10 protein-coding genes are annotated in these 15,966 nt (G+C 29.6%); 3 read left to right on the plus strand and 7 right to left on the minus strand.

All coding sequences use genetic code 11. From position 1 onward, the window contains the following. Nucleotides 1–36 precede the first annotated feature (36 nt). From GQR92_RS10755 to GQR92_RS10765, 3 genes are all read left to right on the plus strand, one after another. A complete protein-coding gene (locus GQR92_RS10755; RefSeq protein WP_158839404.1) occupies nt 37–2,490 on the plus strand; it encodes a TonB-dependent receptor in 2,454 nt (817 codons plus the stop codon). Between the two features lie 286 nt (nt 2,491–2,776). Beyond that, nucleotides 2,777–2,968 carry a hypothetical protein gene (locus GQR92_RS10760; RefSeq protein ID WP_158839406.1) on the plus strand — a complete coding sequence of 64 codons (192 nt, stop codon included), beginning with the start codon at nt 2,777–2,779 and terminating at the stop codon, nt 2,966–2,968. A 30-nt stretch (nt 2,969–2,998) separates the two neighbouring features. Further along, entirely contained in the window at nt 2,999–3,862 is an 864-nt protein-coding gene (locus GQR92_RS10765) for a sigma-70 family RNA polymerase sigma factor (RefSeq protein ID WP_158839408.1), read from the plus strand. Nucleotides 3,863–3,938: 76 nt separating this feature from the next. On the opposite strand, the gene GQR92_RS10770 is transcribed toward GQR92_RS10765, so the two are convergent. The 7 genes from GQR92_RS10770 to ruvB all read right to left on the minus strand — a co-directional run bounded on the left by GQR92_RS10770 (nt 3,939) and on the right by ruvB (nt 15,871). Continuing rightward, nucleotides 3,939–5,912 carry a DUF3857 domain-containing protein gene (locus GQR92_RS10770; RefSeq protein ID WP_158839410.1) on the minus strand — a complete coding sequence of 658 codons (1,974 nt, stop codon included), beginning with the start codon at nt 5,910–5,912 and terminating at the stop codon, nt 3,939–3,941. 9 nt (nt 5,913–5,921) lie between these two features. Then, nucleotides 5,922–7,847, minus strand: coding sequence for a transglutaminase-like domain-containing protein (locus tag GQR92_RS10775; protein ID WP_233269829.1), 1,926 nt, complete (start codon nt 7,845–7,847; stop codon nt 5,922–5,924). Beyond that, complete coding sequence (locus GQR92_RS10780; RefSeq protein ID WP_158839414.1) at nt 7,834–11,115, minus strand: toxin-antitoxin system YwqK family antitoxin; 3,282 nt, start codon at nt 11,113–11,115, stop codon at nt 7,834–7,836. The genes GQR92_RS10775 and GQR92_RS10780 overlap by 14 nt, the downstream gene beginning before the upstream one ends. A gap of 83 nt (nt 11,116–11,198) precedes the next feature. Continuing rightward, nucleotides 11,199–11,564: a rhodanese-like domain-containing protein gene (locus GQR92_RS10785; protein ID WP_158839416.1), complete on the minus strand. Its 366-nt coding sequence runs from the start codon at nt 11,562–11,564 to the stop codon at nt 11,199–11,201. Nucleotides 11,565–11,569: 5 nt separating this feature from the next. Then, a complete protein-coding gene (locus tag GQR92_RS10790) occupies nt 11,570–12,976 on the minus strand; it encodes an MBL fold metallo-hydrolase (protein WP_158839418.1) in 1,407 nt (468 codons plus the stop codon). A gap of 84 nt (nt 12,977–13,060) precedes the next feature. Continuing rightward, on the minus strand, nt 13,061–14,788 hold the full coding sequence (locus tag GQR92_RS10795) for a SulP family inorganic anion transporter (RefSeq protein WP_158839420.1): 1,728 nt from the start codon (nt 14,786–14,788) through the stop codon (nt 13,061–13,063). A gap of 60 nt (nt 14,789–14,848) precedes the next feature. Beyond that, a complete protein-coding gene (ruvB, locus tag GQR92_RS10800) occupies nt 14,849–15,871 on the minus strand; it encodes a Holliday junction branch migration DNA helicase RuvB (RefSeq protein ID WP_158839422.1) in 1,023 nt (340 codons plus the stop codon). Nucleotides 15,872–15,966 lie beyond the last annotated feature (95 nt).

A 15,966-nucleotide genomic window follows, 5' to 3' on the forward strand; every position in this document is an offset into this window, starting at 1 on the left:
TAATTACCTCTTTTTATTCGTTTTAAAATTTTTAAAATGAAAAAAATTACTTTTTTTTTATTCTTGTTTACAAGCATTCTTGTAAACGCCCAGACATTTACACTTAACGGAAAAGTGGTAGATGAAAACAATGATTCTTTACCAGGAGCAACTATTTTGGTACAAGAAACTAAAAAAGGAACCTCAACAGATTTTGATGGAAAGTTTAGTGTAAGTCTTCTTAAAGGAGATTATACCATTCAGGTTTCTTTTATAGGTTATAAAACTGTTTATAAAACAGTTACTTTAACCAAAAATGATACAATTGCGTTTTCTTTAGTACCAAATGCTACTCTTTTAGAAGAGATTTTGGTTTCTGCAACTAGAGCAAATGATCAGTCTCCTTTTGTATTTACCAACATTAAAAAAGAAACTTTAGAATCTGCTAATTTAGGTCAGGATTTACCTATTTTATTAGACCAACTTCCTTCTGTAGTAACTACTAGTGATGCCGGTGCTGGAGTTGGTTATACAGGAATTAGAGTTCGTGGAAGTGATGCAACTAGGGTTAATGTAACAATTAATGGAATTCCTTATAATGACTCTGAAAGTCAAGGAACTTTTTGGGTTAACATGCCAGATTTTACAAGTTCTGTAGAAGATATTCAATTGCAGCGAGGTGTAGGAACTTCTACAAATGGATCTGGTGCTTTTGGTGCAAGTTTAAATATAAAAACATTAACTCCTTCTAAAGTTGGTTATGCCAAAACATCACATTCTGTTGGAAGTTTTAACACTAGAAAACACAATGTTAGCGTTGGTTCTGGAATTAAAAACAATTTTTATGTTGAAGCTAGATTATCTAGTATACAAAGTGATGGATATATTGATAGAGCCAGTGCAGATTTAAGTAGTTACTATACTGAAGCTGGATTTTTAAATGATAAAACTTCTATAAAAGCCGTCATATTTGGTGGTAAAGAAATAACCTATCAATCTTGGTATGGGACTCCTGAAGCTGTTGTAAAAAATGATAGAGATGGCATTCAAGGTTTTATAGATAGAAATTTTCCAAGTACTGATGAAGAACAAAACTTATTAAATTCTGGTAGAACTTATAATTTTTACACGTATGATAATCAGGTTGATAATTATGAACAAACTCATTATCAATTACATTTATCACACAAGTTTACAGATTATTTTTCTGCTAATATTTCTAGTAATTTAACCAAAGGTAAAGGTTATTTTGAGCAATATAAGGACGGTGAAGAACTAGGAGATTATTTTCCTACAAATGCAAATGCATCAGATGAAGGAGACGTAATAAGAAGACGTTGGTTAGATAATGACTTTTACGCATTTGTTTATACTCTAAATTATAAGAAAGATAATTTTAATATCTATTTAGGTGGGGGCTACAATTCTTATAAAGGAGATCATTATGGAGAAATAATTTGGGACTCTTTTAAAACTGCAATTCCAATTAGAAGTAACTATTATTTTAGTTATGGTAAAAAGAAAAGTTTTAACACCTATTTTAAAGTAGAATATGATATTACATCAAATTTATTTGCCTTATTAGATTTACAGTATAGAACTGTTAATTATGAGTCTTTAGGTACAAGTTCTGACTTATTAAATATAAACGTTGACGAAAAATATAATTTTTTTAATCCTAAATTCGGTTTAACATATTACATCAATAAAAACAATAGTATTTACGGTTCTTATGCCGTTGGTAACAGAGAGCCAAATAGAGATGATTTAACTAAAAATCCTGTTTTACCAAAATCAGAAAGGTTACATGACTTTGAATTTGGTTACAAGTTAAAAAAGAAAGACTACTACTTTAATGCGAACTTGTATTACATGAATTACACAGATCAGTTAGTGCTAACTGGAGATTTAGATGATGTTGGTGATCCAATTAGACAAAATGTTTCTGATAGTTACAGATTAGGAATTGAGTTACAGTTAGGTTATAAATTATCTGAAAAATTTAGAGTAGACTTTAATGCTACATTCAGTAAAAATAAAATTGATGAATTTGATTATGTTGTTTATGACACCCAACATGATGCTAATTTTAAGACTGTTTCTTATACCCCAATTGTAACCACATTTAAAGATACAGATATTTCTTTTTCTCCAAATACAATCTTTGCAAGTACTTTAACTTACTCTCCATTTAAAAATGGAAAGATCTCTTTATTAAGTAAATATGTTGGAAAACAATTTTTAGATAATACGGCCAACAACAGTAAAAGTATTGATAGCTATTTTGTAAATAATCTAAATCTTTCATACAAATTGCAACCAAAATGGATAGATGAAATAGGATTCAATTTACTTGTTAATAACATATTTAACAATGAATATGTTTCAAATGGTTATACTTACAGTTATTTTTATAGACCAGAAAATTCTAATAACAACGCAATAACAGAAAATTTTTATTACCCACAAGCAACTAGAAATTTCTTAGTTGGCCTTACTTTAAAGTTTTAAAAAAACATCATTTCTTAGTCTTTTTTGATTAAAATTGACGAAAAAATAAACAAAACGAGCATTTTCTATTGAAAATCGCTCGTTTTTTCGTATATTGTAGATTCATGAGAAATTCTTTCTTTTACATCAAAAATAATACGAGCACTTATAGTCTTGATTTTTGTCTTACAAAAAATCATTCTAATATATCGATCACTCCTGCTTTCTAGTTTTTTAATAAAATTACATCTGTTATCATCTTCAACTTCATAAAAAAGTGTTTTTACACTTCTTTAAAACTATATATATGAAAATTATTCAAATTCAAAGAAAAACGAAATATCAAAAATACTATTCTTCTGCCATGGGAACTCTAAATTCTAGAGTTACTTACATCAAAAAATATTTTTTAGGGATTCCTTTTAAAACGATTCACAAATACCGAGAAACCTATTACGGAGAAATGAAAATGTGTGATGATTGCAATCTATTTATTTAAAATTAATCTTAAAAAAACCCCAAACAATATATGAGACAACTTAAAATTGTAAAGCAAGTAACCAATCGTGACGCCAAATCTTTAGAAAAATATTTTCAAGAAATCAGTAAAATTGGTCTTATTACTGCTGATGAAGAAGTAGAACTAGCTTTGAAAATAAAAAAAGGGAACAATAGAGCGTTGGATAAACTTGTTACTGCAAATTTAAGATTTGTTGTTTCTGTTGCAAAACAATACCAAGGTCAGGGTTTAAAACTGTCTGATTTAATTAATGAAGGTAATTTAGGTTTGGTAAAAGCTGCAAAACGTTTTGATGAAACAAGAGGTTTTAAGTTTATTTCTTATGCTGTTTGGTGGATTCGTCAATCTATTATGTCTGCCTTGGCAGAACAATCTCGTATTGTACGTTTGCCTTTAAATAAAATTGGTAGCATTAATAAAATACGTAAAATATATGATCGTTTAGAACAAAACGAACAACGTATGCCTACTAATAAAGAAATAGCAAAACAGTTAGACATGACAGAAACTGAAGTTGCTCAGTCTTTAAAAAACTCTGGAAGACACGTTTCTATGGATGCACCGTTTAAAGAAGGAGAAGATTCTAATTTATACAATCTAATACAGTCTGATGATTCTCCTAGACCAGATAAAAACTTAATGACACAATCTTTATCAATTGAAATAAACAGGGCTTTAGACACGCTTTCTAGTAAAGAGGCTAAAGTGATAAAAATGTTTTATGGCATTAATCTTCCTGCTCCTTGTAGCTTAACCGAAATTGGAGAAATTTTTGACCTTTCTAGAGAAAGAGTGAGACAGGTAAAACAAAAAGCAATTAGACGCTTACAACATCGATCTAAAACACATCTTTTAAAAACATATTTAGGGTAACATTTACCCTTTTAAATTATTTACAAAAAAAGGAAGCAAAATTGCTTCCTTTTTTTTTGTAAAAAACCATATAAACCTACTTTATAGGTTCTAACAACAATACTATTTTATTAAAATCTGCAGCACTATTAATTACCGTTCTATATTCTTCATACATAGCTACTTCTATGTTGTTTTCTCTATAATGCTCATCGGCAGTAACAGTTAACGTATTTCCTTTTAATTGGTAAGAAGATTTAAAAGAGAATAATTCTTTGCCATCTTTCACATACGAATTATCAATAATGATATCCTCTAAATTGGTTATTTTATATCCTTTAGGGATATGAAGTGTTAGCGTTCTAAAATAACTCCTATGAAACTGACCTTCTAAAGGCAACACTCGTTGCTTTTCTTGATACATTTCTAATTGTTGTCCAATTAAATCGCCCAACTTAAATAAGTATTTTCTGCCTGCTTTTTCTACAAATCCTTCTGTTGTAAAATCTACAATAACTTGTAAGGGCTTTACACCAAACAATTCAGCATCGTCATTTATTAGTTTTCTACTTTTAATTTCAAACTCTGGTGTTGCACTTTCTACAAAACTATCTACTAAATCATTTCTAGCTTCTTTACCTTGAATTAAATGCATAAAAGGTTGAATATTCATAGCATAATATCCGCTGAAAGCTCTGTCTAAATGAACCGTGTTTTCTGTTAAATTGTCTTTATCAAAATCGATTGTTACTTTCATAACATCTGCAATTTTATCCGCTTTTACAGGTTCTATATATTTAATTTTCCCAGTTACCGATTTCTGATCTCCAACAACCACTTCTTTTAAAAACAATCCATAATTATCGGTTACATAAGGCAACGGGAAACCAAACCTTGTTCCTGATGCATTTGGTGACAGATATTTATCAGAAGCAGGGAAATATAGTAAAAAGTCCGTTAAAAAATTAGTCGACTCAAATTCTGGATCGAACTTTATTTCATTTCTATCTGAGGTAATCACCAATTCATGCGCTATATTTAAAGTTCTTAAAACAGCGATATATAATTTTATAACTCCAGTTTCATTCGCCACTTGTTGGGCTAAAATTAAATCTAAATTTTCTAAATCATCACCATAAATATCTTGAGAATACACCGTTGCTTTTATGTAATAATCTAATTTTCTTACAATTGTTTCTTCATCTGCTTTTTTCGGAAGGTCTAATTCTTTTATAAAATCGTTAAGTAAACCAGTTGTTTTTTCTGAATATTCTGGATAATAAGAGGTATACAAATTATGAGCGATGTTACCATAAGAAATAACATCAACATCCATATTGTTGGTGTTTTTATCCATTTTATAAACAATAAATCCTCTGGATGCATTATAAGGCGCTTGGTATTCATTTTCTAATTTTGGCACCTTAGCAACATATAATTTATAATGTATTTTATGGGTACTAAAAGTATCTGTATCAACATCTGGTACATTATTATAACTCTTAAATTTAAACAATAAATTACTTGGTGAAAATAAATCGAATTCTACATTTTCTTTATAGTATGCATCTTGAATGTACATTCTTTCTCCTGTATAACTTGGTGCTCTTTTTACCACATACATATACTCAATAAAACTGCCTTTTATAATCCCTTCTAAAGCAAAATATTTATAAGTACTTCCTGTCTCTTCATCTTCTGCCGTTAGTATTTTAGATTGATCTAAATTGATTATTTTGCCTTCTGGAGTAATTACTCTTGCTTTATTTATTTGTAATTCGGCACCCGCAGAAAATGGTAAATAAATTTTGTTATATTCTTCAATCGCATCATCAGAATTTAACCACAACACTTTGTGCTCTAAAAAATATTCTACTAAATCTTCCTTATCAAAAGTAAATTCTGTAACTATTTTTTCTTTTACAGCAATCATATCTTCTGTACTTCCTTTTTCTACGGTATAATTAGGAGTTGTTTCCCAATCGTAACTTTTAAAGAAAAGAGTTTCTTGCGCTACTGCAATCTGAAAAGTAAATAACAAGGCAACTAATAAGCTAATTTTAATCTTCATAATTTGATTTTATTCTTTTTTTAAAACGACAATTTCTTTATAATTTCTTTCAATTTTTTTAATCGCTGTATTTACTTCTTTTTGTTGATCTAAAGATAAAACTAAGAAATTTAATTCGATTTCTTGGGCATAGACAACCTCATTACCGTTTGCTTGATAACTAATTTTACAAGTCAGTAAATCATTAGATACTTTTACATCTTCAGGCACATAATCTACCACATAACCTTTCGGAACTTCTAATGTAGTTGTATAACTAAAGAATTTTTTATAATCGTATTCTATGGAGTTTTTTCTGTTTTTATCTGTTTTATAAATAGAAATATCTTTATTCAAATTTAGGTTGATGTAAATTTCATCACCCAAATTTTTAGCATAATTTTTAATCTTAAAATCATAATCTACAATAAAATTATCATCGTAATGATATTTATTTGTCTCTTTAAAATCACTTATTAAAAAGGTATTGTTCCCTTTTTGGAACACGCTATTATAAAATTTCTTTAACTTCGTTTCTGTATTTCCTGTTTCTAAACTATGAAAAATATCGATTTTTGGATATCCAGAAATCTCGGTTTTAGAAGAACCAATAACCCTGCCGTTTTCAATTTTGATATCGGTTACATCTATAATTGCATTTTCTTTAGCCGCAACAATTGGTACTTTTTTAATTTTAAAATCTTTTCCATACCCCACCAATGCTTCTTTTCCTTGAATAAAAGAAGTTGGCATACCAAATTTTATATACCTACCTGTTGCATCTAAATAATAGGTTTTTCCGTTGTTCTCATAAGAGAGAATCATGTGATTGTCTACAACAGGTGTTGGCACCTCATCATACGTATACGGAATACTTCTTGTACCAATCCAAGTTAAATTTCCTTTCACACCTGCAATTTCTAACATTCTATAAAGAATACTAGAATTGTCTTTACAATCGCCATATTTTTTTCTAAATACCTCGTTAGATTCTCTCGGAATAAAACCACCTAATGCATACTCAAAAGCAATGTATTTTATGTTTTGCTGTGTCCAATAATAAATGGCTTTTACCTTTTCTAAATCGTTTTTTTTATCCTCAGTAATTCTAGCAACTAAAGCTACCAATTCGGTATTTGGTGCTTCTGTATTTACATTTTCTACCAAAGAATAATACCAATTGTACAGATCGGATACTTTGCCTAACAACTTACTGTTTTTACCCTTAATTTTATAAGAAGTAATGATAGGAACAATATGAGGTAAAATGGTTTTGTAACTTGGTGTATTTGCCTCAAAATCATATTCTGGTTGGTTGTTTAATATCCAAGTATAAATTACCTTATCTCCTTTTTTAGCTTCTGTAAACTCAATTTCTGTATCAGAAATATTGAATTTCTTGAATTCTAAATGCACGTTTTCATCAACAATAATGGTGACTTTGTTTTTTTGAACAGGAAAATAATCACCAAAATAAAAAGGGGTTAAGAAACGGGGATTTTTAATTTTCTGAGAATATTTTAAAATCGATTTTGATCCTTTTTTCAAATTGGAATACACAAAATTTAACAACTTAGAATCATCATGAAAAGACTGATTTAATTCATCCTTCTCCGTAAACTTTTCTACTTTATTTTCTACATATTTGTTATTCTCATAAGAAAAAGAGGATGCTTCTATTTTATTTAATTCAAAAAATGTAGAAAAGTTTAGTGTATTTTTAGAATTATAAGTTGCAGCATCATTTAAATACAAGTCTTCTTCTATAAACGCTTGATTGATTTGTAAACTATCATTAATAACTTCTATCGTAATAATAGTTTCTTGTAGTAAACGTGTTCTTGCCGCTTCTGGATGCAGCTTGTGATACTTTAAATACTCAGCAGAATACTGAGCGTTTAAGCTTGTAACAATAAATAAAAAGAACGCAATTAAACTTAATTTATAAATTTTCAACCGTGTATACTTTTCCATTAAAATATTCCTTTTTCGTTTTTATTTTTCCTGCCTCATCATAAAAAAACGACATTCCATGTTCTACATTATTAATAAATATCAATTCTTCTTTCTTATTTCCGTTTTCGAAAAATACAATTTGTTTCCCATGCTTTTCTCCATGATTGTAATTAATCTCTTTTTTTACATTACCATTAGAAAAGTACGATTTTCTTACACCATGATAATTACCATCTACATACTTAATTTCTTCAATTAATTTTCCATCATAAGCATACGATTTACAGCTATGTATAAATTCTCCATGTTTTAGCTCTGACGTTTTTGAAACTTTTCCGTTATCGAAAAAACCTTCTATTTTACCACTTTCTTTAGCCAATGGAATCATTGCAATTTCTGTTCCGTTTTTATCTAAATAACTATAACCAATAATTGCTCCATGATTGTAAAAACAAATTAACTGAAGTTTTCCTAAAACATCATAAAACACATTTTCACCATGTTTTTGTCCTTCATAATATTCAATACTTGCCTTTTTAACACCATTATCATAGTATTTAAAACTAGTTCCTATTTCTAAATTACTATCATAATTAGAGGTGCTTTTTATTTTCCCTTCTTTATAATAGTTTATTAATTTACCCTGAAGATTTCCCATTGAGTAATTGACGCTACGCTCTATATTTCCGTTTTCAAAATACCAAACCCAAGTTCCGTTTTGTGCTCCATTAAGATAACTTCCCTTAATTTTTGCTTTTCCATTAAAGTAGAAAGCTTCATAATTTCCATGTTTTACTTCATTTACATAAGAAATAGTAGTATTTATATTTCCATTGTAATGCTTAGAACTTATTTGGTATTCATTTTCTTTAGAAGTATAATTTACCTTTTCGAAAAAAAATTCTTCTTTACCAAAGGTATTTTCCGAAATTAAATCACCAAACTTATAGAAAGTAGTTGCTATTAATTTACCATCTACACCATAAGATTCTTGTGTTCCATTAAGCAATCCTTTATGATAAAAATTAATTGCATTTAAACTACCGTCTAAATTGTAATACCTCCATTCTCCATGTTCACTTCCTTCTTTATACCAACCTTGGGTTCTCATTTGTTCATTGTCATAATACGCCACGTAATAGCCATCTATAACATTTTCCTTGTAGGTGGTTGAATTATCTATTTTACCATTTTTAAAATAGGTAAAATACTCCCCTATTATTTTATCATCCTTAAAGTTTCCTTTATTCTTTAAAACAGAATTATTAGTATAGAATTTCCATTCACCTACTTTTCCTCCAGAAACATCATACAAGCCTTCTGTTATTTTATTGCCCTCAGGAGAAAACCCTTCATAATAAAATGCTCCTTTTCTCTTTTTACCTTCATTTAAAATAGTTGCGTCTTTGTTGTAAAAAGTAAAAGCTATCAATTCTCCTTTTCTATAGATATAATCATAATATAATTTGCCATCTGTATCATAGTACCTATAAAAATCACTTAGATTTCCTTTTTTATAAAAAGACTTACTTTCTAATGTACCATCTGAATAATACGTTCTCCAAGCACCCGTATAATAACCGTTTAAAGTTTGTCCTATTTCCTTTGGCTTTCCATTAGAATGAAACGTTTTATAACGACCACTTAACTCGTCATTCACATAATTAATTTCTGATAAAATGTTGTTATTATAATGATAAGTTGTTTCTATTCCGTTCTTTTTATCATCTACATAATATGATTTAGAATATAAATCTCCATTTGCATAATATTCTAAAACTTCACCTTCTATTTTTCCTTCTCTGTAGGGCATCTCAAGTTCTAATAACTTTTCTCCAACACTAAAATAAGATTGAGAAAGGCCATCTATTTTACCATATTTAAAATATTTTCTTTCTACTAAGGCTCCCTTGTTGTTAAAATACTCATATAGACCCTGCAAAGAATCGTTTTTAAAAATAGCATCCACATACTTTTTTCCATTTTCATAGAACATAAGGTTCTTTCCATCTAGCATTCCTTCTTTGTAAAAAGTAGTCTCTTCTATTTTATTAAATGAAGAATACCAAATCCATTTACCAACCCTAGCACCTAAATCATCAAAATTACCTTCTGTTGTTAACCCTCCAAATTCATTATAAAACTGCCAAAACCCAACTGTTTTTCCATCCTTGTAATTACCAATTCCGTTTACTAAGTAATTGTCATATTTATAAGTAACATCTTGTTGTTTTCCATTAAAAAGAATGTTGTTTTTAGATACATTATTAGCCCATTTAATTTTTAAAGCTAATAAAAAAGCAATTATTTGTTTCTTTTTTTTCTTAATTATTTTTTGATAATCTTCATTCTCAATAGCATATGTTAACGTATAAATAAAATCATCAAATGTATTGTTTGTAGCAATCCACTTATAAAAAGGAATGTATGTGTGATCCCAAAAACCACCATTTCCCTCAAAGTTTTTTAACTTTTCAATCATTGCATGATTCTGTCTTACTAAAGCTATGTCAATTGAGTTTCCTGTTTTGTAGTTCTTATTCAAAGCCACTTTACTAGTCAACAATACATCTATATTTTTAAAAGAATCATCTTCATCATCTAAAACAATATTTGGGTTTCTTTTATTCGTTTTTTTAGATTTAACAATATTATTTAAAGACTTTAAAACTTTTGCGCTATTATCTGCATTTGGCTCTAAAAGTAAGTACAAATTAAAGCACATTAACGCTTGTGTTAAACGGTTTTGTTTGTAATAAATATTACCAATTAGTATATGTGGTTTGGTATAAGTTGGATTTAAAGTAATAACTTTTTTATAAGCATTTACAGCGGCGTTTAAGTTTCCTGCTACCTCTAAGACAAGCCCTTTATTAAACCAAAATAAATAATTCTTTGGATAAATCTTAAGGCCTTCATCATAGTTTTTTAAAGCTTCATCATATCTTTCTAAACTTGATAAAGCAACTCCTTTATTAGCATAAAAATCAGCTTTAAAATACTCACTATTATTATTAAGACCTTCGTTTACAACCTCTAGCGCCTCCTCGTACTTATTTAATTTTAGCAAATAAAAAGACTTTACTACCAGCAATGAATTATAAGAAGAATCGTTTTTATGAAGTGTATTGATAAGATCTACAATTTTATCATCACTTACTTCTTTATAAATTTTCTGAAGAACTTCATCATAATCTATGAACGGAATTTTTTCTTGAGAAAAGCTAAAGTTAGCAACAAAAAGTATAGCAATCAGTAATTTTTTCATAAAACTAAAATACAAAAAAGAGAGAACAAAAACCCAACTTTAAGGCTCTTGTTCTCTCTATCTATTATTATGTTTTTATGGTTCTAATTTTCTTTTCCCCATTGATTATATCCACCGAGTACATTTACTACTTTAAATCCTTTTTCTTGAAGTATTTCCGAAGCTTTAGTACTTCTTCTACCACTTCTACAATAAATATAAACAGGCTTATTTTTATCTAAAGAGTTCGCTGCTTTTATAGAAAAATCAGCATCAAATACATTTGCAAATTTTGCTGTTTTTATAAACCCTAGTTGCACTTCTTTAGGCGTTCTAACATCTAATAATTGAATGTTATCTTTTTCTAATAAGACTTTTAATTCTTTTGTAGAAATAGACTTTAAATCTTCTTGAGAATTACAACTTAAAAAGAATAGCGTTAAAAAGAATAATGGAATTAATTTCTTCATTTATTTTATTTTAAAGTTGATGGACACACTGCTGCCGTTCTTTCGATATTTGTATTTCTTATTGCCGCATAACCACCAGCAACATCAATTACATTATGAATACCTCTTGCTTTTAAAATAGACGCCGTAATTACAGAACGATAACCACCACCACAATACACATAAAAATCTCCTTTTTCTGGAAACTCAGAAATATGATCATTTAAAAAATCTAACGGTGTATTTTTTGCCACAACTGCATGTTCACTTGCAAATTCACCTGGTTTTCTAGCATCAAAAACTACTGCATTTTCTTTAATTTTATCTTCTAAAACATCAACAGAAACAGACGTTAAGGTATCTATTTCTTTACCTGCTTTTTGCCAAGCATCAAAACTACCTTCTAAATATCCTAAAACATTATCGAAACCAACTCTAGACAAACGGGTAATGGTATCTTCTTCTCTTCCTTCTGGAGCAACTAATAAAATTGGTTGTTGAATATCTTTAATCAATGCACCAACCCAAGGAGCAAAACCGCCATCGATACCAATAAAAATAGATTGCGGAATGAATCCTTTTACAAACTCTGTTTGATGACGAACGTCTAAAACAATTGCACCAGTTTCATTTGCAATGATTTCAAAATCTTTAACAGATAAGGGCTTTTCACTGTTTTTAATAACATCATCAATACTTTTATAGCCTTCTTTATTCAACTTTACATTTAAAGGAAAATAAGCTGGAGGAGGCAATAAACCATCTGTAACTTCTTTTACAAACTCCTCTTTAGTCATGTTTGCTCTTAAAGCGTAATTGGTTTCTTTTTGATGACCAATAGTACCAACCGTTTCTTTGCTTAAGTTTTTACCACAAGCAGAACCCGCTCCGTGTGCAGGATATACAATAACCTCATCAGCTAAAGTCATTACTTTAGTACGCAAACTATCAAATAAAAAACCTGCTAAATCTTTTTCTGTTACATCACTTTTTTGAGCCAAGTCTGGACGACCAACATCACCTAAAAACAAGGTATCACCACTAAAAAGCGCATGGTCTTTACCGTTTTCATCCTTTAATAAATAACAAGAGCTTTCCATTGTATGACCAGGTGTGTGTAATACCGTAATGGTAATATCTCCTACTTTAAAAACCTGATTATCTTCTGCTATAATTGCATCGAAATTAGTTTTTGCTGTTGGACCAAATACAATTTGTGCTCCCGTTTTTTCTGCCAATGTAACGTGTCCGCTCACAAAATCTGCATGAAAATGCGTTTCGAAAATATATTTAATTTTTGCATCGTTTTTAGCTGCGCTATCTATATAATCTTGTACTTCTCTTAATGGATCTATAATAGCAACTTCGCCATTACTTTCTATGTAGTAAGCCCCTTGAGCTAAACAACCTGTATAAATTTGTTCTATGATCATTTTTATATTTTTAACACCTACAAGGTTTTAAAATTCTGAATTCACTTCAAAAATTTTACTTATAGACTTAGTTACTAATTATTTTTAATGATATGCTTGATGTATGTATTTCGCATATTTTTCTTGTTGTTTTCTATCTCCAGTTTTGTAGAATTTTACGGCATCATTAGAGCGCATAAAAAAGTGATTGATATCTATAATTGATAAAATTCCGCTTCTAAATAAATCGTCTCTTACTGGACCTTTTACGCCTGCTAGTAAAAAAGTAATCCCTTTCTTTTTATAGTATTTAATACGCTCTTTTAGCATTTCTACTCCTGTACTATCTACTCTGTTTATGCTTTCTGCATCTAAAACTATCAATTTTAAAGCATCTCCTTTTCTATATGCCATTTCATCTAATTTATCTCTAAAATAGCTAGAATTTGCGTAGAATATTTGTGCATCAAATCTAAAAATTAAGACATCTTCTTCTATAATAACTTCTTCAAAACGGCTTCTATTTCTGTAAAAATTAGAGTTAGGCACTTTACCTAATTCTGCTACATAAGGTCTAGAGGTTCTATAAATTAACACTATTAAAGACAACCCTACGCCAACAATAATACCAAATTCGATTCCTAATAATAACGTACCAATAAATGTGGCTAACATCAACCAGAAATCTAAATGATTTGCTCTCCATAAAAAAGCTGCTTCTTTAATATTTACCAAATTAAAAACGGCTACTATAATAATTGCTGCCAAGACTGTTTTTGGTAAATGATAAAATAACGGTGTTAAAAATAATAGCGTAATAACAACCATTACAACAGAAATTAAAGCTGCCATACCTGTTCTTGCTCCACTTTCTTGGTTAATTGCAGAACGAGAAAAACTAGAAGTAGTTGGATATGCTTTAAACAGCGACCCCACCATATTACTGATTCCTAAAGCTATTAATTCTTGATTGGGTCTTATTCTATATTCGTCCTGTTTTGCTTCTAACGATTTTCCTATAGAAATGGTTTCTAAATATCCAACCATTACCAACGTAAATGCAATTGGTAATAACTCTCTTATTAAGTCAATATCAAACTCTGGAATTCCGAAAATTGGCAACCCAGAAGGAATATCTTTTACAATGGAAACACCAACTATAGAACTTCCAAAAAACTTTAAAATTAGAATGCCTAAAATAACAACTATTAAGGCACTTGGTATTTTTTTATTGATTTTTCTGAGGATGATAATAATCACGACAGAAATTAATCCGATAATAGTTGTTGGGTGATTAAAATTGTTAATTCTACCAAAAACATCTACTACAACATACTGTAATTGATCACTTTGCACAAAATCTACTCCAAATAAATTCCGAAATTGATTAAACCCAATAATTAACGCTACCGCGGATGTAAAGCCAGTTATTACGGGTTTAGAGAGGAAGTTTACAATAAAGCCCAAACTAAAAATCCCCATAATAAATTGGATTGCTCCAACCATTAACGCTAATAAAATGGCAATAGAAATATAACTATCAGACCCCGCTAAAGCTAAAGTAGAAACTCCTGTTGCAACAATTAAAGAATCCATTGCTACAGGACCAATTGCTACTTGTCTAGACGACCCAAAAATGGCGTACATAACTTGTGGCATTAAAGCACAATACAAACCATAAATTGGTGGTAAACCCGCAATTAAAGCATACGCAATTCCTTGCGGAATTAAAATAATACCAACAGTTATACCTGCTAACAAATCTCCCTTAAAAAGAGATTTATTGTAGTTTGGCAACCACTCTAAAATTGGAATTATTTTTTTTATATTCATTCTTTAGCAATATGCTTTAAGCAATATGCTTTAAGCTTACAGCCTAAAGCTTAAAGCCTTTTAAAACAATTCTCCTTGATTTTTTCCTTTTACGCGTCCTAAATGTTTGTAAGCTAAATCTGTTACTTCTCTTCCTCTTGGAGTTCTCATGATAAAACCTTGCTGAATTAAAAAAGGTTCGTACACTTCTTCAATGGTTTCTGTGTTTTCAGAAACAGCAGTTGCAATGGTACTTAAACCAACAGGTCCTCCTTTAAATTTATCAATAATAGTCATTAAGATTTTATTGTCCATTTCATCTAAACCATGCGCATCTACATTTAATGCCTTTAAAGCATATTTTGCAATTTCTATGGTAATACTTCCGTCTCCTTTTATTTGTGCAAAATCTCTAACTCTTCTTAATAAAGCATTTGCTATTCTTGGTGTACCTCTACTTCTACCTGCAATTTCTATGGCAGATTCCATAGAAATAGGAACCCCTAGAATATAAGCACTTCTTTGAATAATGGTTGTTAATAACTCTGTTTTGTAATAATGTAATCTACTACTTATTCCAAAACGTGCTCTCATTGGCGCAGTTAACAATCCAGATCGGGTTGTTGCTCCAATTAAAGTAAAAGGTTCTAAGTTTATTTGAACTGTTCTGGCATTTGGGCCAGATTCTATCATAATATCAATTTTATAATCTTCCATTGCAGAGTATAAATATTCTTCTACAATAGGACTTAATCTATGAATTTCATCAATAAATAATACATCACGCTCATCTAGGTTTGTTAACAAACCAGCTAAATCTCCAGGCTTGTCTAAAACAGGACCAGAAGTAACTTTTATCCCTACTTCTAATTCATTTGCTAAAATATGTGCTAAAGTTGTTTTCCCTAAACCTGGAGGTCCGTGAAAAAGTGTATGATCTAAAGCTTCTCCTCTTTGATTTGCTGCTTCAACAAATATTTTTAGGTTATCTATGGCCTGATCTTGTCCTGTAAAATCATCAAAAGAAAGTGGACGTAATTTTTTTTCTACGTCTAAATCTTCATTAGATAAGTTGTCGTTTTCAGGATTTAAGTTTTCATTCATAACTACAAAGATAATTGATTTTAAAGTACAGTTTTGTAAGATTTGTTACATAACAAAAAAACCTTTCTTATTCAGAAAGGTTTTTTATAATACAG

Source organism: Polaribacter sp. L3A8 (assembly GCF_009796785.1).
GTDB lineage: Bacteria > Bacteroidota > Bacteroidia > Flavobacteriales > Flavobacteriaceae > Polaribacter.

Bases quoted from the DNA above. Each gene is read 5' to 3' on its own strand.
- GQR92_RS10755 (WP_158839404.1), top strand. From the start codon at position 37: ATGAAAAAAATTACTTTTTTTTTATTCTTGTTTACAAGCATTCTTGTA.
- GQR92_RS10760 (WP_158839406.1), top strand. From the start codon at position 2,777: ATGAAAATTATTCAAATTCAAAGAAAAACGAAATATCAAAAATACTAT.
- GQR92_RS10765 (WP_158839408.1), top strand. From the start codon at position 2,999: ATGAGACAACTTAAAATTGTAAAGCAAGTAACCAATCGTGACGCCAAA.
- GQR92_RS10770 (WP_158839410.1), bottom strand. From the start codon at position 5,912: ATGAAGATTAAAATTAGCTTATTAGTTGCCTTGTTATTTACTTTTCAG.
- GQR92_RS10780 (WP_158839414.1), bottom strand. From the start codon at position 11,115: ATGAAAAAATTACTGATTGCTATACTTTTTGTTGCTAACTTTAGCTTT.
- GQR92_RS10785 (WP_158839416.1), bottom strand. From the start codon at position 11,564: ATGAAGAAATTAATTCCATTATTCTTTTTAACGCTATTCTTTTTAAGT.
- GQR92_RS10790 (WP_158839418.1), bottom strand. From the start codon at position 12,976: ATGATCATAGAACAAATTTATACAGGTTGTTTAGCTCAAGGGGCTTAC.
- GQR92_RS10795 (WP_158839420.1), bottom strand. From the start codon at position 14,788: ATGAATATAAAAAAAATAATTCCAATTTTAGAGTGGTTGCCAAACTAC.
- ruvB (WP_158839422.1), bottom strand. From the start codon at position 15,871: ATGAATGAAAACTTAAATCCTGAAAACGACAACTTATCTAATGAAGAT.